25 protein-coding genes are annotated in these 21,198 nt (G+C 68.1%); 13 read left to right on the top strand and 12 right to left on the bottom strand.

Annotation, left to right across the window (positions count from 1 at the left end; all coding sequences use genetic code 11):
• Positions 1-207: 207 nt before the first annotated feature.
• On the bottom strand, positions 208-744 hold the full coding sequence (locus tag VKN16_16765; GenBank protein HME95861.1) for a macro domain-containing protein: 537 nt from the start codon (positions 742-744) through the stop codon (positions 208-210).
• Complete coding sequence (mazG, locus tag VKN16_16760) at positions 741-1,544, bottom strand: nucleoside triphosphate pyrophosphohydrolase (GenBank protein HME95860.1); 804 nt, start codon at positions 1,542-1,544, stop codon at positions 741-743. Before mazG ends, VKN16_16765 begins: the two co-directional genes overlap by 4 nt.
• A 104-nt stretch (positions 1,545-1,648) precedes the next feature.
• On the opposite strand from mazG, the gene VKN16_16755 reads away from it, so the two are divergent.
• From VKN16_16755 to VKN16_16720, 8 genes are all read left to right on the top strand, one after another.
• The gene (locus VKN16_16755) at positions 1,649-2,032 is read left to right on the top strand and encodes a DUF1844 domain-containing protein (GenBank protein HME95859.1); all 384 of its coding nucleotides are present in this window, start codon (positions 1,649-1,651) and stop codon (positions 2,030-2,032) included.
• A gap of 181 nt (positions 2,033-2,213) precedes the next feature.
• Entirely contained in the window at positions 2,214-2,666 is a 453-nt protein-coding gene (locus tag VKN16_16750; protein HME95858.1) for an Hsp20/alpha crystallin family protein, read from the top strand.
• A 102-nt stretch (positions 2,667-2,768) separates the two neighbouring features.
• Positions 2,769-4,697, top strand: coding sequence for a molecular chaperone DnaK (gene dnaK, locus VKN16_16745; GenBank protein ID HME95857.1), 1,929 nt, complete (start codon positions 2,769-2,771; stop codon positions 4,695-4,697).
• A 59-nt stretch (positions 4,698-4,756) separates the two neighbouring features.
• Positions 4,757-5,755: a J domain-containing protein gene (locus tag VKN16_16740; protein HME95856.1), complete on the top strand. Its 999-nt coding sequence runs from the start codon at positions 4,757-4,759 to the stop codon at positions 5,753-5,755.
• 23 nt (positions 5,756-5,778) lie between these two features.
• The gene (locus VKN16_16735; GenBank protein ID HME95855.1) at positions 5,779-6,138 is read left to right on the top strand and encodes a MerR family transcriptional regulator; all 360 of its coding nucleotides are present in this window, start codon (positions 5,779-5,781) and stop codon (positions 6,136-6,138) included.
• Between the two features lie 20 nt (positions 6,139-6,158).
• Positions 6,159-8,588, top strand: coding sequence for an endopeptidase La (lon, locus tag VKN16_16730; protein ID HME95854.1), 2,430 nt, complete (start codon positions 6,159-6,161; stop codon positions 8,586-8,588).
• A 107-nt stretch (positions 8,589-8,695) separates the two neighbouring features.
• Positions 8,696-9,379 (top strand): lytic transglycosylase domain-containing protein, encoded by a 684-nt coding sequence (locus tag VKN16_16725; protein ID HME95853.1) that lies wholly within the window; start codon positions 8,696-8,698, stop codon positions 9,377-9,379.
• 60 nt (positions 9,380-9,439) lie between these two features.
• Positions 9,440-9,982, top strand: coding sequence for a hypothetical protein (locus tag VKN16_16720; GenBank protein ID HME95852.1), 543 nt, complete (start codon positions 9,440-9,442; stop codon positions 9,980-9,982).
• A gap of 1 nt (position 9,983) precedes the next feature.
• On the opposite strand, the gene VKN16_16715 is transcribed toward VKN16_16720, so the two are convergent.
• Both VKN16_16715 and VKN16_16710 read right to left on the bottom strand, forming a co-directional pair.
• Complete coding sequence (locus VKN16_16715; protein ID HME95851.1) at positions 9,984-10,415, bottom strand: hypothetical protein; 432 nt, start codon at positions 10,413-10,415, stop codon at positions 9,984-9,986.
• Positions 10,415-10,996 (bottom strand): hydrolase, encoded by a 582-nt coding sequence (locus tag VKN16_16710; GenBank protein HME95850.1) that lies wholly within the window; start codon positions 10,994-10,996, stop codon positions 10,415-10,417. The genes VKN16_16715 and VKN16_16710 overlap by 1 nt, the downstream gene beginning before the upstream one ends.
• A gap of 161 nt (positions 10,997-11,157) precedes the next feature.
• Between VKN16_16710 and VKN16_16705 the strand changes: the two genes are divergently transcribed.
• From VKN16_16705 to VKN16_16695, 3 genes are read left to right on the top strand one after another with little or no spacing between them, the layout of a single operon-like run.
• Positions 11,158-11,856, top strand: coding sequence for a metalloregulator ArsR/SmtB family transcription factor (locus VKN16_16705; GenBank protein ID HME95849.1), 699 nt, complete (start codon positions 11,158-11,160; stop codon positions 11,854-11,856).
• The gene (locus VKN16_16700) at positions 11,853-12,158 is read left to right on the top strand and encodes an NIPSNAP family protein (protein ID HME95848.1); all 306 of its coding nucleotides are present in this window, start codon (positions 11,853-11,855) and stop codon (positions 12,156-12,158) included. The genes VKN16_16705 and VKN16_16700 overlap by 4 nt, the downstream gene beginning before the upstream one ends.
• Positions 12,159-12,169: 11 nt before the next feature.
• Positions 12,170-12,784 (top strand): hypothetical protein, encoded by a 615-nt coding sequence (locus tag VKN16_16695; protein HME95847.1) that lies wholly within the window; start codon positions 12,170-12,172, stop codon positions 12,782-12,784.
• 8 nt (positions 12,785-12,792) lie between these two features.
• Here the strand turns inward: VKN16_16695 and VKN16_16690 are convergent, their stop codons facing one another.
• Entirely contained in the window at positions 12,793-14,313 is a 1,521-nt protein-coding gene (locus tag VKN16_16690) for a YifB family Mg chelatase-like AAA ATPase (GenBank protein HME95846.1), read from the bottom strand.
• 119 nt (positions 14,314-14,432) lie between these two features.
• Between VKN16_16690 and VKN16_16685 the strand changes: the two genes are divergently transcribed.
• Positions 14,433-14,804 carry a response regulator gene (locus VKN16_16685; GenBank protein HME95845.1) on the top strand — a complete coding sequence of 124 codons (372 nt, stop codon included), beginning with the start codon at positions 14,433-14,435 and terminating at the stop codon, positions 14,802-14,804.
• On the opposite strand, the gene VKN16_16680 is transcribed toward VKN16_16685, so the two are convergent.
• Both VKN16_16680 and VKN16_16675 read right to left on the bottom strand, forming a co-directional pair.
• Entirely contained in the window at positions 14,761-15,678 is a 918-nt protein-coding gene (locus VKN16_16680; GenBank protein ID HME95844.1) for a hypothetical protein, read from the bottom strand. The genes VKN16_16685 and VKN16_16680 overlap by 44 nt on opposite strands.
• A 9-nt stretch (positions 15,679-15,687) precedes the next feature.
• A complete protein-coding gene (locus VKN16_16675) occupies positions 15,688-15,882 on the bottom strand; it encodes a hypothetical protein (GenBank protein HME95843.1) in 195 nt (64 codons plus the stop codon).
• A 203-nt stretch (positions 15,883-16,085) separates the two neighbouring features.
• Between VKN16_16675 and dut the strand changes: the two genes are divergently transcribed.
• Positions 16,086-16,520 (top strand): dUTP diphosphatase, encoded by a 435-nt coding sequence (gene dut, locus VKN16_16670; GenBank protein ID HME95842.1) that lies wholly within the window; start codon positions 16,086-16,088, stop codon positions 16,518-16,520.
• A gap of 3 nt (positions 16,521-16,523) precedes the next feature.
• Here the strand turns inward: dut and VKN16_16665 are convergent, their stop codons facing one another.
• The 5 genes from VKN16_16665 to VKN16_16645 are packed head-to-tail and all read right to left on the bottom strand — an operon-like array spanning position 16,524 to position 21,194.
• Positions 16,524-17,480, bottom strand: coding sequence for a branched-chain amino acid ABC transporter permease (locus VKN16_16665; protein HME95841.1), 957 nt, complete (start codon positions 17,478-17,480; stop codon positions 16,524-16,526).
• Complete coding sequence (locus VKN16_16660) at positions 17,477-18,349, bottom strand: branched-chain amino acid ABC transporter permease (protein ID HME95840.1); 873 nt, start codon at positions 18,347-18,349, stop codon at positions 17,477-17,479. The genes VKN16_16665 and VKN16_16660 overlap by 4 nt, the downstream gene beginning before the upstream one ends.
• Before the next feature lie 3 nt (positions 18,350-18,352).
• Positions 18,353-19,093: an ABC transporter ATP-binding protein gene (locus VKN16_16655; GenBank protein HME95839.1), complete on the bottom strand. Its 741-nt coding sequence runs from the start codon at positions 19,091-19,093 to the stop codon at positions 18,353-18,355.
• Positions 19,090-19,905: an ABC transporter ATP-binding protein gene (locus VKN16_16650; GenBank protein ID HME95838.1), complete on the bottom strand. Its 816-nt coding sequence runs from the start codon at positions 19,903-19,905 to the stop codon at positions 19,090-19,092. Before VKN16_16650 ends, VKN16_16655 begins: the two co-directional genes overlap by 4 nt.
• Positions 19,905-21,194, bottom strand: a complete 1,290-nt coding sequence (locus VKN16_16645) for an ABC transporter substrate-binding protein (GenBank protein ID HME95837.1) — start codon at positions 21,192-21,194, stop codon at positions 19,905-19,907. The genes VKN16_16650 and VKN16_16645 overlap by 1 nt, the downstream gene beginning before the upstream one ends.
• Between the last annotated feature and the right edge of the window lie 4 nt (positions 21,195-21,198).

Genomic DNA, 21,198 nt, shown 5'->3' with positions numbered 1-21,198 from the left:
CCGCGTTCCAGCTTGCCGGATCCCGATGATACTCGTCGGGACCGGCCCGACCATGCCTCGACGGGACGGCTCCGCTAGGAGAGACAGCACATTGTAGCCCACGGGCGATTCTGGAACCGTGTATTGGGCAGGACGATGTCGCCGGCTGGCGTCAGCCTGAGGCGGCCGGAAGTCCTCGTTTCCGAAGGAGCCAGCCGAGGTTTGGAGCTAGCGGATGCCCCCCAGGCGCTTCAGGACTTCGCTGAAAGCCTTCTGGGCCTGGTCCTCATAGAGGACGAACAGCACCTTCTCGAGGCTCGAATTGCCCTTCTTCACGTGATCGACCACGGTGGCCATCATGGCATCGGCACACTGGGCGGCGGGTACCCCCCCCGCGCCACTGCCCAAGGCGGGAAATGCGAGTGACGAAAGCTTGTGCTTCTCGGCGATCGCCAGGCTGGCGCGCGTGGCGGCAGTGATCTTGTCCGGATCGGTCTTGAGGTCTTTTCCCATGGTGACGGCATGGATGATGTGGGTCGCCGGCAAGTTTCCCGCCACGGTCAGCACCGCTTCGCCGATCTCGATAGGCCCCTGCCGCAGGGCGTCTTCCTCGATGACGAAGCCCCCTTTGCGCTTCAGGGCCCCGGCGACCCCGGTGCCCATCCACAGCTCGGCATTGGCGGCGTTCACCACGGCGTCGACCTCGGCGTCGGTGATGTCTCCGCGCTCCACCACGACCGTCGTCTTACCGATCTTGCACTTCATGGCCGTGAGCCTTCCCGCGCCTTGACGGCTTCCCACGCCCGATCCAAATCCTCCGCGGATGCCTCCGTGACCGTCCGGCCCCCGGCCTTCATCTCCGCCTCCACTTTCCCGAATCGTCGGGTGAACTTCTCGGTCGCCCGCCGCAGGCAATCCTCTGCATTCATGCCTCGCAGGCGTGCCACGTTGACCATCGAGAACAACACGTCGCCGAATTCGTCCTCGACGCGCACGGCGTCGTCCCGGCCCATCGCTTCGCGCAGCTCGCCCATCTCTTCCTCGACCTTGGCCCATGCATCTTGCCAGCGCGACCAGTCGAAGCCGACGCTCGATGCCTTGCCTTGCAGCCGCTGCGCTCGGAGCAGCGCGGGAAGCGAAGGCGGTACGCCATCGAGGCTTGACCCCGGGCGCGGACTGTCGCCGGCTTCATCGCGTTTGATGCGCTCCCATTGCACCAGAGCAGCCTCCGCGTCTGCGACCACCGAGTCCCCGAAGACGTGGGGGTGGCGCCGGATCATCTTGGCGCACAGCTCCGCGATCACGTCGTCCATCGTGAATTCACCCGCCTCTGCGCCCAGCTGGCTGTGAAACACGACCTGGAAGAGGAGGTCGCCGAGCTCTTCGACCAGATGGTCGCGCGACTCCTCCTCGATGGCCTGGACCACCTCGTAGGCTTCCTCTATGAGGTAGGGCTTGAGCGAGGCACGGGTTTGCTCGCGGTCCCACGGACAGCCACCTTCGCCCCGGAGACGAGCCATCAGTGCGAGGAGGGAAACGAAACGCGTGCCGGCGGCGTCACCCATGGGACGATTCGTGAGTCGCACGGGCATTATACACAACCCCCATACTCGCTTGAAGGGTCTGACCCTGCGTGCTAACCTGCCGTCCATTCAGGCGGTTGGCACTGGTGAGTGAGGAAGAACCCTTCAAGGTGACGGACCGACGTCACCGAGTGGAGTCCTCGGCGGGGTCGCCGGTGGGCGTCGGAACGCCCACCGGCCGCCGCGCCGAGACTGCCGGCTCTGGTCCAGGGCCCAGCGATCTCGGCGGTCTCTTCATGATGTTCGCGAGCTCAGCGTTGGTGAGCCTTGGACTCGCGCCCGATCCCCAGACCAATGAGTCTCGTCGGGACTTGGCGCGGGCGCAGGCTGCCATCGACATGTTGCTGATGCTCCGGGAGAAGACCAACGGGAACCGGACGACGGAGGAGAGCCAGCTTCTCGACGGCATCCTGTATGACTTGCAGATGCGGTTTGTGAGCACGTTCCGTGAGGCTCCGGCCTCCCCCTGAACAAGCGCCGCAAACAGGCTCACTCCCGGCTCATAATATAACTATCTGATTTTATTTAATAAGGTGAGTATTTCGGCAACTGCTTGACACCAGTACACTCAGCATATATAAGTCATTCAGACTCAGGTTAGGGGCGGTGCCCCGTATATAACAAGCCCGTAGAACAGGAGGAGGAGCTTCAATGGCTCTAATCAGATTTCGCCCGTTCTCGAACGATCTGCCGCTCAGCGACATCCAGTCCCAGATGAATCGCTTGTTCGACAATTTCCTGGGACAGCCGGCTTCCCCCGAGGTCGGCGAGCGCGTGTGGGCTCCGGCCGCGGACATGTATGAGACGAAGAACGAGGTCGTGGTCCGTGCGGAGCTGCCGGGCATCACCGACAAGGACATTCACGTCTCAGTGACCGGCGATCTGCTCACGATCCAGGGTGAGCGTCGGGGAGAGAACGACGTTCAGGACGCGAGCCACTATCGTCGGGAGCGCTGGTTCGGAAAGTTCGTGCGAACGTTCTCGCTTCCGATGCCCGTCGAGAGCAGCCAGATCAAGGCCACGTACCGCGACGGCGTGCTGACCGTGACGCTTCCCAAGTCCGAAGAGATCAAGGCAAAGGAGATCAAGGTCGAGGCCGTCTAGCGACGTCCAGCACGAGATGGTGCCGGCGGGTTCGGCCGTAATCGGTCGGAGCCGCCGGCACCCTGACGGTGTTCCAGACATTCAGACAGGAGAGAACACGACATGGCGAAGGTGATTGGCATTGACCTCGGTACGACGAACTCGGTGGTGGCGGTGGTGGAGGGTGGAGATCCGACCGTCGTTGCCAACCAGGAAGGAAGCCGCCTGACTCCTTCGGTGGTGGCATTCACGAAGGAGGGTGACACGCTGGTCGGGCAGGTGGCGAAGCGTCAGGCCATCACCAACCCCGAGAACACGATCTTCTCGATCAAGCGCTTCATGGGTCGGCGGTACGACGAGGTGATGAGCGAGATCAAGCTCGTGCCGTACAAGGTCTTGAAGGCCGACAACGGTGACGCGCGCGTGGAGAGCCGGGGCAAGGTGTATTCCCCGCCCGAGATCTCGGCGCTCGTACTCCGCAAGCTGAAGGAGGCCGCGGAGGCCTATCTGGGGGAGAAGGTCACCCAGGCGGTGATCACGGTTCCCGCCTACTTCAACGACAGCCAGCGCCAGGCCACCAAGGACGCCGGCGCGATCGCGGGCCTCGACGTGCTTCGCATCGTCAACGAGCCCACCGCCGCCGCCCTCGCGTACGGCCTCGACAAGAAGAAGGACGAGACGGTCGCGGTGTACGACCTTGGCGGCGGCACCTTCGACATCTCGGTGCTGGAGATCGGCGAGGGAGTGGTCGAGGTGAAGGCGACCAACGGCGACACCCACCTCGGCGGTGACGACTTCGACCAGCGGGTCATGGACTGGATCGCCGAGGAGTTCAAGAAGGAGAACGGCATCGATCTGCGCAAGGATCGCATGGCCCTCCAGCGGCTGAAGGAGGCCGCCGAGAAGGCGAAGTGCGAGTTGTCCACCACGGTTCAGACCGAGATCAACCTGCCGTTCATCACCGCGGACGCGACCGGCCCGAAGCACCTGGTCCTCACCCTGACCCGCGCCAAGCTCGAGTCGCTGGTGGCGGATCTCATCGAGCGGAGCCTGACCCCGTGCCGCGAGGCCATGCGTCAGGCCGGGGTGAACCCCGGGGACATCGACGAGGTCATCCTGGTGGGCGGCCAGACCCGGATGCCGAAGGTCCAGGAGGAGGTCAAGAAGCTCTTCGGCAAGGAGCCGAACCGGACCGTCAACCCCGACGAGGTCGTGGCGGTCGGCGCGGCGGTGCAAGCGGCGGTGCTCACCGGCGAGGTCAAGGATCTCCTGCTCCTCGACGTGACGCCGCTCTCTCTCGGTATCGAGACGCTGGGCGGCGTGATGACCCGGCTGATCGACGCCAACACGACGATCCCGACCAAGAAGGCCGAGACGTTCACGACCGCCGCGGACAGCCAGCCTTCCGTGGAGGTGCACGTGCTCCAGGGCGAGCGGCCGATGGCGCGCGACAACCGGACGCTCGGTCGATTCCACCTGGACGGCATTCCATCGGCGCCGCGAGGCGTGCCGCAGATCGAGGTCACGTTCGACATCGACGCGAACGGTATCCTCAACGTGTCGGCGCGAGACAAGGCGACCGGGAAGCAGCAGAACATCACGATCACAGCCTCGTCCGGCCTCAGCAAGGACGAGATCGAGCGCATGAAGAAGGAGGCGGAGGCCCACGCGGCCGACGACGCGCGGCAGCGCGAGAGCATCGAAGTCAAGAATCTCGGCGACTCGACCGTCTACAACACCGAGAAGATGCTCCGCGACCATGGTGACAAGGTGCCGGCGGCGGACAAGCAGGCGACCGAGACCGCCCTGGGCGAGCTTCGCGAGGCGCTCAAGACCGACGATCTGGATCGGATCAAGAAGGCACAAGAGGCGGTGACTCAGGCATCGCACAAACTGGCCGAGGCGATGTATCGCGACGCCCAGGCCCAGGCGCAGCCGGGAGCGGCGGGAGCTTCGCAGTCCGGAGCTCCGTCCGGCAGTGGAGACGGCAACGCGGCCCCGAAGGGAGACGTCGTGGATGCCGAGTTCGAGGATCTCGGGGAGAAGAAGTAGCCGCGACCGCGGCGGGAGAGCGCGGGGTCGCGTGATGCGACGCGGCCCCGCGCGTGACCATGCGTGACTACTATGCAGTGCTCGGGGTGGAGGCGGGCGCGACGGCGATCCAGATCCGTCGAGCCTATCAGCGTCTCGCCCGGCGGTATTCCCCGGACGTCAACTTCTGGGATCACGGCGCTCGCGCCGTGTTCGAGGAGATCGTCCACGCGTACCGCATTCTGAGCGATCCCACCGCCCGTACCGTCTACGATCGACAGGGCGCCCCGGTTGTGCGGGACCGCGCGACCTCCGCGGGGGCCACTCGGGGCGGACGGCGAGGCGACGATCTGCATGTTCCCGTGGAGCTCTCGTTTCAGCAGGCCGTCACCGGCGTCGAGGTGTCCGTGCCCGTCGACCGGCTGTCGCCGTGCGAGGCCTGCGACGCCAGTGGCGCCGAGCCCGGCGCCGAGCCGGCGCCCTGTGCTCACTGCGGCGGACTCGGTACGATTTGGCGCGAGACATCGAGGGAAGCGTGCCCGGCGTGTGACGGAGCGGGCACCCGCGTGGCCGAGCCGTGCTCGGCCTGCCGTGGACGGGGTGTGGCGCCCGGACGCACTTCTTTGCACGTCGTGCTGCCGCCCGGTATGGACACGGGCAGCCAGCTCCGGATTCCCGATGAAGGGCACTCGGGCCCCTTCGGGGGTCCCCGGGGCGACCTGGTTGTGATCGCCCGGGTGCACGCCGATCCGCGTTACACGCGGAAGGGCGACAACCTCTATTGCGAGGTCCCGCTTTCGATGGCCGAAGCAGTCCTCGGCTGTCGAATCCGCGTCCGGGGGGTGGACGGTCTCATCGACCTCGTGATCCCGCCCGGCACGCAGGGAGGGCAGACCTTTCGGATCCGCGGCCGGGGGGTACGCCGGCTGGCTGCAGATGGCTTTGGGGATCTGTACGTCACCACGCGGGTCCAGATCCCGCGCGGTCTCGATCCGCGGACGCAGGAGATGTTCCGGGAGCTCGCTCGGCTCCTGCCCGCCCGCACCGAGACCGACAACGTGGGGAGCGCGCGCGAATGACGGACCGGAGCCGTCCTCTGTACATGATCGGTGTGGTCGCCGAGATGGTGAAGATCCACCCGCAGACCCTCCGCATGTACGAGAAGAAGGGGCTGATCCGGCCGAGCCGCACCGAGGGAAAGACCCGGATGTATTCGGCCGAGGACGTCGAGGAGATCGCGCGCGTCACCCGGCTGGCCCGCGACCTGGGGGTGAATCTGGCCGGCATCGAGATCATCCTAAAGATGAGACGTCGGATGCTCGACATGCAGGCGCAGATCGAGGAGTTGACCAACCACGTGCGGAGCGACATGACGCAGTCACGTGACGACGCTCAGCGGGGGAGAAGCGAGGCGCTCGTCCGAGCCGCGGCCAGTCAGCTGTCGCCCGTTGATCTGTTCTGAAAGGAAAGGACGACCAGACCATGGCAGACGACAAGGTGTCCACGGGAAGCGCGAGCCCGCTCGGCGCTGGCGCTCCGGCTCCAGAGCAGGTACCCATCCTGCCGTTGCGTGACACCGTGCTCTTCCCGCAGTCCGCGTTGCCGCTCGGGGCGGGACGCGAGTCCTCCGTCCGCCTTCTCGACGACGTGGTCCGCGGCGACCGCTTGATCGGCGTATTCACCCAGCGCGATGCGAGCACCGAGGAGCCGCAGGAGGCGGACCTCCATCGCACCGGAACCCTGGCCACCGTGCACAAGGTGCTGAAGCAGCCTGACGGTACGGTGCGCCTGGTCGTCCAGGGCTTGCACCGGATCCGCATCACCGAGATCGCCCAGGTGCGCCCCTATCTGGTGGCGCGCATCGCCGCGGTGCCCGACGTACCAACGTCGGCGGGAGATCTGGAAGTCGAGGCGTTGGCCCGAAACGCGGGCAATCTGTTCCGTCAGGTGGTCGAGCTATCGCCGATGCTGCCGGACGAGCTCGCCTCCGTGGTGCAGAACGTGACCCAGCCAGACCGGCTCGCCGATCTCATCGCGGCCACGCTGCCTACCTTGAACACCGAGGGGAAGCAGGCGCTGCTGGAGACGACGGACGTCAAGGCGCGCCTGGCGCGGCTCGTGGCGGTGCTCACGAAGGAGGCCGAGGTCCTGGCGCTCGGTTCCAAGATCCAGTCACAGGTCGAGTCCGAGGTGGGCAAGAGCCAGCGCGAGTACTACCTGCGCGAGCAGATGAAGGCCATCCAGAAGGAGCTCGGCCAGACGGACGAGCGCGCGCAGGAGTTGGACGACCTGCGGGCCAAGATCGAGGCGGCCGGAATGACCGAGGAGGCCCAGAAGGAGGCCTTCCGGGAGCTCGACCGTCTCAGCAAGATGCCCCCGGCGGCCGCGGAGTACACGGTCGCCCGAACGTATCTGGACTGGCTGCTGGCGTTGCCGTGGAACAAGCAGACCACCGACAATCTGGACCTCGCGGAGGCGCGTCGGGTGCTGGACGAAGACCACTCCGGCCTGGAGAAGGTGAAGGACCGGATCCTCGAGTACCTGGCCGTCAAGAGCATGCGGCCGGCCGGGAAGGATCCGATCCTGTGTTTCGTCGGCCCTCCGGGTGTCGGCAAGACGTCGCTCGGCCGTTCGATCGCGCGGGCGCTCGGCCGCAAGTTCCACCGGATCTCGCTCGGCGGCATGCGGGACGAGGCGGAGATCCGCGGGCATCGTCGCACCTACATCGGGGCGCTACCGGGCCAGATCATCCAGGGGCTGCGGCGGGCCGAGTCCAAGAACGCGGTGTTCATGCTGGACGAGATCGACAAGCTCGGCATGGACTTCCGCGGCGACCCGGCCTCCGCGCTGCTGGAAGTGCTCGATCCCGAGCAGAACGTCGCCTTCCGGGACCACTACGTCGACGTGGCGTTCGACCTGTCGAAGATCCTGTTCATCACGACGGCCAACCTGCTCGACACCGTGCCGCCTCCGCTGCGCGATCGTATGGAGATCATCGAGCTCGCCGGCTACACGGAAGAGGAGAAGGTGCGGATTGCCCGCAGCCATCTGGTTCCGAAGCAGGTCGCGGACCATGGCCTGATCGAGAGTGATCACATCCGCTGGACGGACGGCGCCCTGCGCCTGCTCGTCCGCGGCTACACCCGCGAAGCGGGCCTGCGGAACCTCGAGCGGGAGATCGCGGCGGTGACTCGGAAAGTGGCCAAGCGTCGCGTCGAAGGGCAGCACGAGCCGGTCGAGGTGACCGAAGCCCTCGTCGGTGAGCTGCTCGGCTCGCCGCGGTACATGCACGAGGAGCTGGAGGAGCGGACTCGTATCCCGGGCGTTGCGGTCGGCATGTCGTGGACGCCGACCGGCGGCGAGATCCTCTTCATCGAGGCGACCCGGATGAAGGGCAGCAAGACACTGACGCTTACCGGGCAGCTGGGCGACGTCATGAAGGAATCCGCCCAGACGGCGCTGTCCTGGGCGCGCTCCCACGCCTCCGAGCTGGGCGTGCGCTCGGACTACTGGGAAACCTCCGACATCCACGTGCACGTCCCGGCGGGTGCCATCCCGAAGGACGGGCCTTCGGCCGGTGTCACCATGGTGACGGCACTGGTTTCCCTGATGACTCAGCGTCCCGTGAGATCGGACCTCGCGATGACGGGCGAGGTGACGCTCTCCGGCCGTGTGCTGCCGGTCGGCGGCATCAAGGAGAAGGTGCTCGGTGCCCGACGGGCGGGGGTCAAGGTGATCATCTTGCCGAAAAGGAACGAGAAAAACCTCATCGAGGACGTGCCGGCGCAGGTTCGCGAGGGGATGACCTTCCACCTCGTGGATACGCTGGATCAGGTGCTGAATCTGGCTCTCGAAGAGCCGATTCCGAAGGACAACCGGATTCGGGAAGCTCTGCTTCAGGCCCGCAACTAGCCGGAAACGTTAAAAGCACAAGCCGAGAGGCCGCCGAGCTCCAGCGGCCTCTCGGTATTTTCGTCCTCTCTGGCACGGCTCTTGGACCGTCTGCCCCCGTGCAGACCATGGGCGTGGTGGCGCTGGCGGGATTTCTCGCAACAGTGGTAGGCACTTCCTGCGCACAGGCGGACTCCTATCGGATGGTCGAGACCGACGGCGTCGTCCATCTTACGAACGCGCCAACCGACCCTCGTTATCGAGGCCTCCCCGGCAGCTCCGGCACCGCTACCGGATGGCTGCGCATGTCCGAGACGGCCCGTGGGCAATATGCCAGTGAGATCCGCGAGATCTCGTCACGCCACGGGGTCGACGCGACGCTGGTGGAATCCGTGATTCGGGCGGAGTCGGCCTTCAATCCGACCGCGGTATCCCGCAGCGGCGCCCGAGGGCTGATGCAGCTGATGCCGAAGACCGCGCTGGCCCTCGGCGTGCGCGATTCCTTCAACCCGCGCGAGAACATCGAGGGCGGCGTGCGCCACCTCCGCTATCTGCTGGACCGGTACCCCGGCAACGTGGCCCTGGCCGTCGCCGCCTACAACGCGGGCGAGGGGGCCGTGGACTTGCACCGCGGGATTCCGCCGTATGCGGAGACGCAGCAGTACGTTCAGCGTGTGCTCCACGGCAGCGGCGGCGCAGCCTGGACGAGCCGAGGCGCCCTCCCTCGCTCGGTGTATCGCTACAGCGGGCCGAACGGCTCGGTGACCTACAGCAACCTTCCCCCCGGCAGCCGGCTGACCGTCGCTCGCTAGCTCCAGACCACCTGCCGCCGAGCCGTCGCGTATCGTATGCTCCGCCCCAGGGAGGAGTCCATGCGCACGCTCACCGCACCGATCCTGTTCGTCTCGCTCGTCATCGCCGCCCCCGCGCCGGCCCAGCACGCGCCGCACGCGGGTCACCAGGGCCCGCCGGGCGTCTCGGGGCACGAGGAAGCCCAGCGCTGCATCGAGAGCTTCGATCGAGTGGTCGCCGATGGTCGGGGCTTCGGGATGGCCTTCACCGCCGATCGTCGTGGCTACCCCGGCCCACTGCACGTGCTCGAGCTCGGGGACGCCCTCGGTCTCACCGCCACGCAGACCGCGCAGCTGCGGGCGCTGGAGGGCGCGATGTTCGCGGAATCGCGTCCCCGGTCCGCGGCTCTCCTGGCCGCCGAGCGACGGCTGGACATGCTGTTCGACGGGGGTCGGGCCGCCGAGGCCGATCTCGCCCCGCTCGTCGCGGAGGTGGAGCGGCTTCGTAGCGCGGTACGGCTGGTGCACCTGCGCTACCACCTGAAGACGCGAGATCTGCTCACCGAGCCGCAGCGGCTCGTCTATCACGAGCGTCGCTGGGGAGGCGGTGACGCCAGCCGCTAGGCTAGCCGGGAACGCGCCAGACCAGCTCGAGGAAGCGGTCGAGCAGGCCGTCCTTGACGAATACCAGGGCGGCCTCGCGCGTGCCCCGCTGGTCCATTCCCCACAGTGCGGCTCGCTTGCCCGAGTCCTGGTCCATCTGGATGAAGACCTGTTGATCTCGGGTGAAGGCCAGCGGCAGATCCTCGTAGATCTGGGCGGCGAAGGCATTGACCGCGGGACCGCCGATGGCGATGGCCGGGAACATGTCCGCCATCTCCTGGTTCAGCATCCACATGTCCGTCACCACCACCGCGCTCCGGTTCTCGACTCCCGCGCTGCGTGAATTGATCGAATCCTTCAGCTCGTAGGCGACGGGCCGATCCTCCTCTTCCGGAAGGATGCCGTAGCCGACCACGAGCAGGACGGTGGAACGGACGTCGAAGTACCGGTGCATCACCGAATGAGCCGCGCCAGCTCCCGGAAGTCGTCGGAATCGGCCTGGCGCAGCAGCTGGAAGAGCGCGGTCTCGGCGGTGGTGACCACCGCTCCCGCCTGCCGAAGATAGGCCATGGCCAGGCGCCAGTTGGCCTGGGTCCGCGAGGTCACCGCGTCCGCGACGACCTGCACCCCGTAGCCGGCAGCGAGGAGATCGAGGGCCGACATCAGCACGCACACGTGCGCCTCGATGCCGCCGAGGATCACCTGCCGGGCACCGGTCGCCGAGAGCCGGTTGCGGAAGGTGTCCACTCCCCAGCAGGAGAAAGCCACCTTCTCGATGGGCTCCAGGCCCGTGGGCAACGTTTCCTTCAATTCCTGCAACGTATGCCCGAGCCCTTTCGGGTACTGCTCGGTGACCAGCATCGGAACGCTCAGCCGCCGGGCCGCCGCGGCCAGGACCTTCAGGTTCCGCATCACCTCCTCGCGATGATCGGCGTCCATGGCCGGGAACAGCCGCTCCTGCACGTCGATCATGACGATCGCGGCGTGCTCGCGGGCGATCGCCATGGGATGGGTGGGGCTGCCGGGCTGGCTCATCGGGACCTCCGGAGGGTGAGATTCGAAAACCGCCGTCATCGTCTCAACATCCGCCGGCGTTGGCAAGTCCGCGGGCCTCCGCCTCCAAGGCGCGCGCGCTCGACATTTGGGTTCGATGCGGCGTGAAACATGCCGCGTGCGACTGCGCTAAGCTCCAGATCATGAGCGAACCGGACATCGCCTTCGTCGCCGGTCTACTGGCCGACTCATCACGCGCGGCGATGTGCATGGCTCTGGCCGGCGGGGAGGCGCGGCCGGCCGGCGAGCTCGCCGCCCGGGCCGGCGTCTCCGCCCAGACCGCGAGCAACCATCTGGCCAAGCTGATCGCCGGCCGCATCCTCCGTGTCGAGCAGCAGGGACGCTGGCGCTACTACCGTCTGGCCAGCGCGGACGTCGGGCACGCGGTCGAGGCCCTGGCCGTGGTCGCCCCGGGATCGGCCCGGACGACGTCGCCCGCGGTGACGGACATCGCCTCGTGGCGACTGAGGCAGGCACGCACCTGCTATAGCCACCTGGCCGGTCGTCTGGGGGTGGCGCTCGCCGACGCGGTGACCGCGGGCGGCTGGCTCGAGGCGGACGGCCGGGACTATCGGCTCACGCCGACCGGCGTCCGCTCGCTGCGAGGGCTCGGGATCGTGGTGCCGGCCCGGCGGTCACCGGCTCCGGCGCGCCGCTGTATCGACTGGACGGAGCGCCGACCTCACATCGCCGGCCTGGTCGGGACGGCGCTGGCCGATCTGGCGCTCGACCGCGGCTGGATCCGACGCCTTCGCGGCACCCGAGCCGTCATGGTGACGTCACGCGGGCGGACCCAGCTCCGCACCGTGTTCAACGTGCGATGGGAGGAGACCACGCGATGATCACGCTCAGCATTCGGTACACGATCGACCCGCGCAAGCGAGGGGACTTCGAGCGCTACGCGCGCGCGCTCGGCATCGTCATTCCACGCTGCGGCGGCGAGCTGGTGGGCTACTGGATGCCGACGCTCTTCGCGGGCCCGACCAATATCGCCCTCGCGCTGATCGACTTTCCGGATCTGGCGGCGTACGAGCAGTACCGCGAGCGGCTCGCGAAGGACGGGGACAACGTCGAGAGTGTGCGGCGCGTCCAGGAGAGCGGCTGCATCCTCGTGGAGGATCGCACCTTCCTGCAGCGGGTCTAGCGTCCGTCACCGTGCCGCTTCCCAACCGCGTGACCCCGTTCGGCGTGGTGGAGGCCAGTCCGGCGCGCGGGATGTTCATGGGCAACCGGGGATGTCTGGTCGACGGGCAGGGCCGTCTCGTGCGACGCTGGCGAGGCGAGCGGTGGCTGGTCTGCCGGCTCGAGTTCCGCGGCCGGCGCCGGCGTCCGCTCATGGCGCCCGGACGCTACACGGAGCTGTTCTTTCTCGACGAGGCCACCGCACTCGCCGCCGGCCATCGCCCGTGTCGGGAGTGCCGCCGCGCGGACCTGGAGGCGTTTCGGGCCGCTTGGCTCGAGGTCCATCCCGGCGACGCCGGCTCGCTCTCGCGGCTCGACCATCGGCTGCACCAGGAGCGCACCGCCGGCGCTTCGTGGTCCGCGCCGTGCCGGACGCTTCCCGACGGAGTCATGGTGGCGCTCGAGGGCGCCGCCTGGCTCGTGCTGGGTGGCGCGATCCTGGCCTGGTCGCACGGCGGATACACCGGCCGTCGCGCGTGCCCCACCGGAGCCGTCGATGTGATCACTCCACCGTCCATCACCGAGGTGTTGTCGGCCGGATGGGCGCCGTGTCTGCACCCGTCCGCCCGTGCGCTGGCGGACGCCTAAGGAGCCGGTCACCGGGCGCGGTCGAGCGTGCGGTACTGAATGGCCTCGGAGACGTGCTCGGCCGAGATGGTGTCGGCGCCGGCCAGATCCGCGATGGTGCGGGCGACGCGCAGCAGTCGATCGTGGGCGCGCGCCGAGAATCCGAGCTTCGTGACCGCCATGCCGAGCAGGCGCGAGGCGTCCGGCGGAAGCGGACAGAAGCGCCGGGTCTGCCGGCCCGACATCCGCGCATTGGCGTGGGTCGAGGTTCCGGCAAACCGCGCCGCTTGACGGGCTCGCGCGGCGAGGACGCGCGCCCGGATGGCCGCGGACGGCTCGCCCGCGGCGCTGTCGATCAGCTCGGCGTGCGGCAGCGACGGGATCTCCAGATGGAGATCGATCCGGTCCAGGAGAGGACGCGAAAGGCGTCCGAGGTAGCGTGCCCGCTCGGGCGGCGAGCAAGCGCAGGTCGGCAACGAGGCGCACCCCCGGCGGCATGGATTGGCGGCGGCGACCAGCTGGAAGCGGGCGGGAAAGCTCGCGGTGCCGGCCGAGCGGGAGACGACCACCCGGGCGTCCTCCAACGGTTGACGCAGCGCCTCCAGCACCCGCTGGGAGAACTCCGGCAGCTCGTCCAGGAACAGCACGCCGTGGTGGGCCAGGCTGATCTCCCCGGGATGCGGCAGTCCGCCGCCGCCGATCAGCCCGGCCTCGGACGCGGTGTGATGCGGGCTACGGAACGGGCGGACCGACAGGAGGCCGCGCTCGGCCGGTAGCAGTCCCGCGACGCTCCACACCGTCGACGCCTCGATCGCCTCCTCGAGCGACAGCGGAGGCAGGATCGAGGCCACGCGCCGGGCCAGCATCGTCTTGCCGGTTCCGGGAGGCCCGATCATCAGCACGTTGTGCCCGCCCGCGGCGGCGATCTCGAGACCGCGCTTGGCGTGCTCGTGGCCCCGCACGTCCGAGAAATCGAGGCCGTCCCCGTCCGACGTCGACCTGCCCGCGAGGCAATGTGATCGCACCGGCCCGATTTCCCGCTCGCCGTTCAGGTACTCGACCGCGTCGTGCAGCGTCGCGATCGGGATGGCGGTGACCGCCGGCACCACCCCGGCCTCGGCGGCGTTGGCCGCGGGCACGAGCAGCGGGCCAAATCCGTGCCGACGGGCGTGGAGCGCGATCGGCAGCACCCCGCGAACGGCGCGCACGCTGGCATCGAGCGACAGCTCGCCCACTAGGAGTGCACGCTCCAGTCGCCCGGGCTTCACCAGTCCGATGGCGCACAGGATCCCCACCGCCATCGGCAGGTCGAATGCGGCCCCCTCCTTGCGCAGGTCGGCCGGGGCGAGATTCACGGTGATGCGGTCGATGGGAAACTCGAATCCGGCATTGCGAATCGCCGCGCGAACGCGATCGCGGCTCTCGCGGACCGTCGAGTCGGGCAACCCGACCGTGGTGAACGAGGGCAGTCCGGACGCCACGTCCACCTCGACGAAGACGGTGGCCGCGTCGACGCCGGTCAAGGTAGCCGAGCGGACCCTCGCGAGCACGGCCCCAGTGTGGTAACGGGCCGGCCGTCGGTCAACGTGCTGGAAACGATACGGTTCGCGGTCTCGGAATGGATGCGGGCCCGGACTTCGATAAAAATCGCATCTGCTAGACTTGGGGCATGAAGACGCTGAGGGTCCTCGTCGCGGACGATCAGGAGCACATGCGCGAGCTGATGGCGGAGGCGCTCTCCGCGGACGGTCACACCGTGGATCCGGCCGAGGACGGAATGGCCGCGCTGAAGCTCCTCGACCAGCAGACCTACGATCTGGTGGTGAGCGATCTGCAGATGCCGCAGGTGGACGGGCCCAAGCTCTACGAGGAGATTCGCAAGCGCCGGCCGGACGCGGTGCCGCACTTCATCTTCATCACCGGGGAGGACGAGGCGCCGGGCTACGGCCGCTTCCTGTCGGACAGCAAGGTGCCGGTGGTGACGAAGCCGTTCAAGCTCAAGGAGTTCCGGCAGCTCCTGGCCAGGCTGTTCCCGGCGTAGACGCCTCGCTCGCCGTACCACGGGCGAGCAGCCGCTCGGCCGTGGCCCAGTAGTCCCGAGCCAGTCGCCCCGCCTCGTCCCGCTCCCTGAGGGCGGCGTGCCGCTCGGCGTCCTCGCGCACGGCGGCGCCGCGCGCCCCCGCCACGCGCTCCCGCTCCCAGGCGGCGCCCGCCGCGACCAAGGCCTCGGCGGCGCGGAGCGCCGGGTCGGCCAGCGTGCGGGCCTCCTCACTCTCGAGCGCGGCGGTGTGTCGCCGCTTCAGCGCCGTCAGGTCGGCGCGAAGCCCGGCGGCCTCCGCCGCCGCGTGGGACCGGTCCTGCTTCCATCGAAGGGACAGGACCCGGCTCTGCGCCAGGAGGGCGGTGAGGGCGGCGCGCAGCATCGCCCCGCGCGGTTCTCGGGCCAGCCGGAGAGATTCGGCGTAGGCGGCCGGATCGGCGACCGCGATCTCCAGGGAGGCACGCAGCGCCTCGCGCTCCTCGGCGTGGCGATCCAGGCAATCGAGCCCGATCTGCTGGCTCTGGAACAGGTCGGCGCCCGTCCGTCCGCGCTCCGCCACCTGCGCCTGGAGCAGCTCCGCCTTCTTCGCCAGCTCCTTCCAGCGTCGCGCTTCCGCGGGGGTGCCCTCCGCGGCGGCCTGGTTCGCCCGGTCCTGAAGGGCCTTGATATCCGTCGCGAGCGCCGCGGTCCACACCGGCTGGGTGGCGCCGGCGAGGCACTGATGCTGCTGCGCGCCGCTGTCGGCCAACCGCCCCCGCAGACGGGCGATCTCGACCGCGACGTCGGGCGCCGGCTCCGCGTGAACGGGACCGGTCGCCCACAGGAGAGAGAGGGCGAGGCCCTGCACGGCAAGTGAACGCGCGGCCCGACGCATCGCCCGCCGCTAGGGCTGGAGGCACACGACCGTGAGCGCGGTCGAGTGATCGGGGTAGCAGCGGGTCGAGCCCTCGTCTGCCTCCATGGCAGTGGCCAGCGCCTGGTCACGTACGGTCGCCGCGCAGCCGGCCAGCAGGGACAGGCCGAGCGTGATCGCAGTGGCCAGTCTCAGCAAGCCCGAGGGACCGAGGGGGCGGAGCATGTCTGTCATCCTCGGGTCCGCTCCGGAGCAAGACGAGGGCCAGACGGCCGCTTCAAGAAAATCGGATTCTTGGGGACGGAGCGCCGCCGGCCTTCGGTGCCATTTCGTCAAGGGTCCTTCCGGTTTCTGCTACTCTCCCGGAGCGCACCATCAGCACGCAATCGCTTCGCGGGCCGCGATGTCTCGAAGAGGGGAGGAGGAGCATGGCGCTACGCATCGAGATCGTCCGAGACGACCCGACGCTGCCGCTTCCCGCATACGCGCGCGAGGGCGACGCCGGGCTCGATCTCGCGGCGGCCACGACGGTGACGCTTCCGCCCGGGGGGCGGCAGCTCGTGCCCACCGGCCTGCGCGTGGCGATTCCGATCGGCCACGCGGGCCTGGTGCTGCCCCGCTCCGGATTGGCGCTCCGCTCCGGCGTGACCGTGCTCAACGCGCCCGGACTGATCGACGCGGGCTATCGCGGAGAGATGGGCGTGCTCCTCGTCAACCACGGCGCCGAAGCGGTGACGGTCACGCGGGGCGAGCGGATCGCCCAGCTCGTCATCCAGCCGGTCGAGCGGGCGACGGTAGTGGAGGTGCGGGAGCTCGACGCCACGCCGCGCGGGGCCGGCGGCTTCGGCTCGACCGGCGTCTGACGCCTACTGGTTGAGGCGCCGGCGCCAGAAGCCGAGCAGCCCCTGCGGCATGAAGATGACCATCGCGGTGAAGATGAGGCCCACCCAGATCAAATAGTACTCGGTGAAGAAGCGCGAGAAACCCTCGCGCAGCAGCAAGAAGAAGGCGGCGCCCACGATCGGTCCCACCAGCGTGCCGACGCCGCCCATGACGTTGAAGATGACCACCTCGCCCGAGATCACGAAGAACACGAAGTCGGGCGCGGCAAAGCGATTCTGCACCGCGTAGAGCACGCCGGCCAGCCCCGCGAAGAGCCCCGAGAGCATCACCGCCACCATCTTGTACCGCTCGACCGCGTAGCCGATGGCCCGGGTCCGTGGCTCGTTCTCGCGAATGGATTGCAGCACCATGCCGAACGGCGACTGGGTGATCCGGCGCAGCACCAGATAGGACACGGTGACGACCGCCAGCACGAACCAGTGCAGCGTGTTCGAGTCGAACGGGATCGAGAAGAGCCCGGGGATCGACAGGGCGGGACGCCTGAAGGTCAGGCCGTTCTCGCCGCCGGTGACCTCGGTCCACGTGAAGATGATGACGTAGAAGATCTGCGAGAAGACGAGGGTGGTGATCGAGAAGTAGATCTCGCGCAGCCGGGTCGAGAAGTACGCCACGAAGACTGCCACCACCGCCGCGGCGGCGAGCCCATAGACCAGGGCCACCCAGAGGTTCGGCGGCCGCACCGACAGCAGTGCGGCGGCCGCGCCGTACATGCCGAGCCCGAAGAACGCGGAATGGCCGAACGAGACCATGCCGGTGTAGCCGATCAGGATATCGGAGGACATCGCGAGCAAGCCCCAGATCAGGATCTCGGTCACGAAGCGTCGCCAGAACTCGGGCAGGACCAGGGGCGCGAGAATGAGCAGTCCCAGGACGATGGCGAAGCCGGTCCAGAAGGCCACCGGGGACCGAGTGCTCGTCATTTCGGCGTCGGGACGAAGAGTCCGGTGGGACGGAAGAGCAGGGTCAGGATCAGCGCCACGAAGGAGACGATGACCGCCTGGGCCGGGCTCACCCAGAGCGAGGCGTAGGCCTCGAGCAGGCTGATGAAGATCGACGCGGCGATGGATCCGCCGAGGTTGCCCATCCCGCCCACCACCACCACGATGAAGGCCTTCAACACCCAGTCGAGGCCCATCGCGTGATTGACGCCGACCAGGGGACCGAAGAGCACCCCGCTGGCCGCAGCCATGCCGGCGCCGATGGCGAACACCGCGGTGTGCACCCACGGCACCGGAATGCCCATCGCCGCGGCCATGACCCGGTCCTGCGTCGTGGCCCGGATCCAGATCCCGTAGGTCCCGAACTTCAGGAACAGCCAGAGCCCGCCGATGATCGCGGCCGACAGCAGCGCGATGGCGATGCGGTACCAGGGATAGTCCAGGTAGAACAGCGTGAAGTGGCCGGTGATCGGCTCGGGAATCTTGCGGGCCACCGGGCCGAACTGCCACAGCGCGTAGTTCTGCAGGACCAGTGAGAGCCCGAAGGTGGCCAGGATGGTGGTGAGCGGATCGCGCCCCAGCAGCGGGCGCAGCGTGGTCACCTGGATCACCGCGCCGAGCGCGGCGATGACCAGGATGGCGGTGATCAGGGCGATCCAGAAGTTTCCGGTGGCCACCATCGTGACCACGCCGACGTAGGCCCCCAGCATGAACAGCTCGCCGTGCGCGAAGTTGACCACGTCCATGATGCCGAAGATCAGGGTCAGGCCCGAGGCCACCAGGGCCAGGATCATCCCGGTGACGACGCCGTTGATGGTCTGGATGAGCACCTGCTCGAGCGGGATGCCCACCTCCTACACCCCCATGTACTGGTGGATGACCGCGTCGTTCGCCCGCAGCTCGGCGGCGGGCGCGTGGTGACGGACCACGCCCTTCTCCATGATGTAGATGCGCTGGCTCGCCTCGAGGGTGAGCGGCACGTTCTGCTCGACCAGCAGGATGGCCACGCCTTCCCGATGGAGCGCGTCGATGATGTTCCTGATCTGCGACACCATCCGGGGCATGAGCCCCTCGGTGGGCTCGTCGAGCAGGATGATCTTCGGCTCGAGCATCATCGCCCGGGCGATCGCGAGCATCTGCTGCTCGCCGCCGGACAGCGTGCCGCCGGCCTGGCCGCGGCGGTCGGCCAGCACCGGGAAGTATTCGTAGACTTTGTCGAGGAGAGCCTGCTTCCGGGCCTCGGTGACACCGTGCCGGTCGAGCCCGGTGCGCAGGTTCTCCATCACGGTGAGCAGGCGGAAGATGCGGCGGTCCTCCGGCACGTAGCCGATGCCGATCCGGGCCAGCCGATGGGGGGCCAGGCCGGTGATCGCCTGGCCTTCGTAGCGGACCGCGCCCTGGCTCGGGCGCACCAGGCCCATGACGGTCTTGAGGGTCGTGCTCTTGCCCACGCCATTGCGGCCGAGCAGGCCCACCACCTCGCCGCGGCCCACCTCGAGCGACACGCCGTGGAGGATGTGGCTCTTGCCGTAGAAGGTGTGGATCCCTTCGACGGTGACGAGCGAGGACGCCGCCGCACTGGCCGCGCCGCTCACGTCTTGAGGTACACCTCGAGCACCTTCGGGTTGCGCTGGATCTCGGCCGGCGTGCCCTCCGCGAGCACCTCGCCGTAGTGCAACACGGTGATGCGCTGGGCCAGCTCCATCACGACCTGCATGTCGTGCTCCACGATCATGATGGTCAGGTCCTTCGCGATGCGGCGCACCAGCTGCATGGTGTCGTGGGTTTCGGCCGCGCTCATGCCCGCGGTGGGCTCGTCCAGGCACAGGAGCTGCGGCTCGGTGGCCAGCGCGATGCCGATCTCGAGGTTGCGCTGCTCGCCGTGGGAGAGATTCGCGGCCAGCTCGTCGGCCTTGGGCCGCAGGCCGACCGCCTGCAGGGCCGCGTCCGCCTTGTCGATGATGTCGCGATACGACCGGTGGTGGGTGAGCAGGGCCCAGCTGTGGCGCCGCGACTGCGCCGCGATCCGGACGTTCTCGAGCGCGGTGGCGTTGGGCAGGATGTTGGTGATCTGATAGGAGCGGGCGATGCCCTTCTGGGAGATGCGGTTCGGCGGCAGTCCGGTCACGTCCTCCCCGTTCAGCAGGACGCGCCCGGAGGTCGGGCGAAGCACGCCGGTCAGGCAGTTGAAGAACGTGCTCTTGCCCGCTCCGTTGGGGCCGATGATGGCGCGGATCTCACCCCGCTGCACCTGGACGTTCACTCCGTTCAGCGCGGTGAGGCCGCCGAACCGGACGGTGAGGGCTTCGGCGCGCAGGATGGGCGAGCCGGCGGCGCCCCGCTCCGGTCCCACCCCTTCGGGGACGAGCGCGGAGCGGGCGCCGCCGACGGACGGCTCTGCCGTCACTAGGCGAACTTGCAGGCCGGCGGGAACATGGTCTTCTCCTTCGGGACCACCTCCACGATCCGGTGCTTGCCGCCCTTGATGTCGAAGATGAACTCGCTCACGAATGCCTGGTGGTCGTCCTTGCGGAGGGTCTTGTCGCCCTGGGGGAAGTCGTCGCTGGCCTTGACTTCCATCCCCTCGAGCGCCTCGATGAGCTTCATCGTGTCCTCGCGGCCCTTGAAGCCGGACTTCTGAATGCCGAGCTTGACGAAGTTCATCGCCTCGAAGTTCGACTGCACGTAGCGGTCCGGAAGGGGGCCCGAGGGATCGATCTGCTTCAGCCGGACCACCGCCTCGTCGAAGAACTTCTTGTGGGCCGGCGTGTTGAGCGGGCCCTCGAGCACCGGGATGTACCGGTTGATGCCGACGAAGCCCTCGATCTTGTTGCCGAGAGCGGGCAAGTTGGTGGACTCCGCGATGGCGCCGTCGCCCGCCCACTTGTACTTCTTGGTCATGCCGAGGTCGTACGCCTGGTTGCCGATGGTGATGCCGTCCTTGCCGAAGAAGATCCCGAAGAAACCGTCGAAGTTTCCGGTGATCTTGGACAGGAACGGGGTCATGTCGGCGGTGCCGAGCGGGATGCCGGTGGTGTCGACCACCTCGCCGCCCGCCTTCTTGATCTGGTCGGCGTAGGCGTCGCGCGTGGACTGGCCCCACGAGTAGTCGGCGTAGGCGATGTGCCACTTCTTGCCCAGCTTCTTCACCAGGTAGGGCGCGAAGGCGACCGCCTGGGCCGGAGCGTAGTCGAACGGGCGGAAGGTGTAGCGGCTGCACTTGGAGGTGGTGATGGTGGTGTCGAGGCACACCCCGATCATGTTCAGGATCTTGTGCTCCTCCCACACCGGCATGCACGCGATACACACGTTGGAGAGGAAGCCGCCCTGGTGGAGATCGATCTTGTCCTCGACCGCCAGCTTCTCGGCCTTGCGCCGTCCCACGTCGGGCTTGGACTCGTAGTCGGCCACGATCAGCTCGATGGGTCGGCCGTTGAGGCCGCCCGCCTTGTTGATGCGGTCGACCGCCATCTGGCTGCCGACCAGGGCGGTCTTGCCGCCTGCCGCCGCGGCGCCGGAGAGCGGCTGCAGCGTGCCGATCTTGTACGGCTTGGCCTGGCCGAAGGCGGACCGCCAGGGGGCCGGGACGACCAGGCTCGCGCCGACCGCGCCGGCCGCGGCGGCACTCAGACCGAGCCAGCGCCGCCGGGTGATCTTGCCCTGATACCAGAACTCCTCGGGTTCGTGATTGGCCATGTTG

It is taken from the genome of Candidatus Methylomirabilota bacterium (assembly GCA_035315345.1).
Classification (GTDB): Bacteria; Methylomirabilota; Methylomirabilia; order Rokubacteriales; family CSP1-6; genus CAMLFJ01.
This window is presented reverse-complemented; position numbering and strand designations above follow the sequence as displayed.

Bases quoted from the DNA above. Each gene is read 5' to 3' on its own strand.
- VKN16_16700 (HME95848.1), top strand. From the start codon at position 11,853: ATGATCACGCTCAGCATTCGGTACACGATCGACCCGCGCAAGCGAGGG.
- VKN16_16725 (HME95853.1), top strand. From the start codon at position 8,696: ATGGGCGTGGTGGCGCTGGCGGGATTTCTCGCAACAGTGGTAGGCACT.
- VKN16_16715 (HME95851.1), bottom strand. From the start codon at position 10,415: ATGCACCGGTACTTCGACGTCCGTTCCACCGTCCTGCTCGTGGTCGGC.
- dut (HME95842.1), top strand. From the start codon at position 16,086: ATGGCGCTACGCATCGAGATCGTCCGAGACGACCCGACGCTGCCGCTT.
- VKN16_16735 (HME95855.1), top strand. From the start codon at position 5,779: ATGATCGGTGTGGTCGCCGAGATGGTGAAGATCCACCCGCAGACCCTC.
- VKN16_16645 (HME95837.1), bottom strand. From the start codon at position 21,194: ATGGCCAATCACGAACCCGAGGAGTTCTGGTATCAGGGCAAGATCACC.
- dnaK (HME95857.1), top strand. From the start codon at position 2,769: ATGGCGAAGGTGATTGGCATTGACCTCGGTACGACGAACTCGGTGGTG.
- VKN16_16720 (HME95852.1), top strand. From the start codon at position 9,440: ATGCGCACGCTCACCGCACCGATCCTGTTCGTCTCGCTCGTCATCGCC.
- VKN16_16710 (HME95850.1), bottom strand. From the start codon at position 10,996: ATGAGCCAGCCCGGCAGCCCCACCCATCCCATGGCGATCGCCCGCGAG.
- VKN16_16740 (HME95856.1), top strand. From the start codon at position 4,757: ATGCGTGACTACTATGCAGTGCTCGGGGTGGAGGCGGGCGCGACGGCG.
- VKN16_16680 (HME95844.1), bottom strand. From the start codon at position 15,678: ATGCGTCGGGCCGCGCGTTCACTTGCCGTGCAGGGCCTCGCCCTCTCT.
- VKN16_16685 (HME95845.1), top strand. From the start codon at position 14,433: ATGAAGACGCTGAGGGTCCTCGTCGCGGACGATCAGGAGCACATGCGC.
- VKN16_16765 (HME95861.1), bottom strand. From the start codon at position 744: ATGAAGTGCAAGATCGGTAAGACGACGGTCGTGGTGGAGCGCGGAGAC.
- VKN16_16675 (HME95843.1), bottom strand. From the start codon at position 15,882: ATGCTCCGCCCCCTCGGTCCCTCGGGCTTGCTGAGACTGGCCACTGCG.
- lon (HME95854.1), top strand. From the start codon at position 6,159: ATGGCAGACGACAAGGTGTCCACGGGAAGCGCGAGCCCGCTCGGCGCT.
- VKN16_16750 (HME95858.1), top strand. From the start codon at position 2,214: ATGGCTCTAATCAGATTTCGCCCGTTCTCGAACGATCTGCCGCTCAGC.
- VKN16_16705 (HME95849.1), top strand. From the start codon at position 11,158: ATGAGCGAACCGGACATCGCCTTCGTCGCCGGTCTACTGGCCGACTCA.
- mazG (HME95860.1), bottom strand. From the start codon at position 1,544: ATGGGTGACGCCGCCGGCACGCGTTTCGTTTCCCTCCTCGCACTGATG.
- VKN16_16665 (HME95841.1), bottom strand. From the start codon at position 17,480: ATGACGAGCACTCGGTCCCCGGTGGCCTTCTGGACCGGCTTCGCCATC.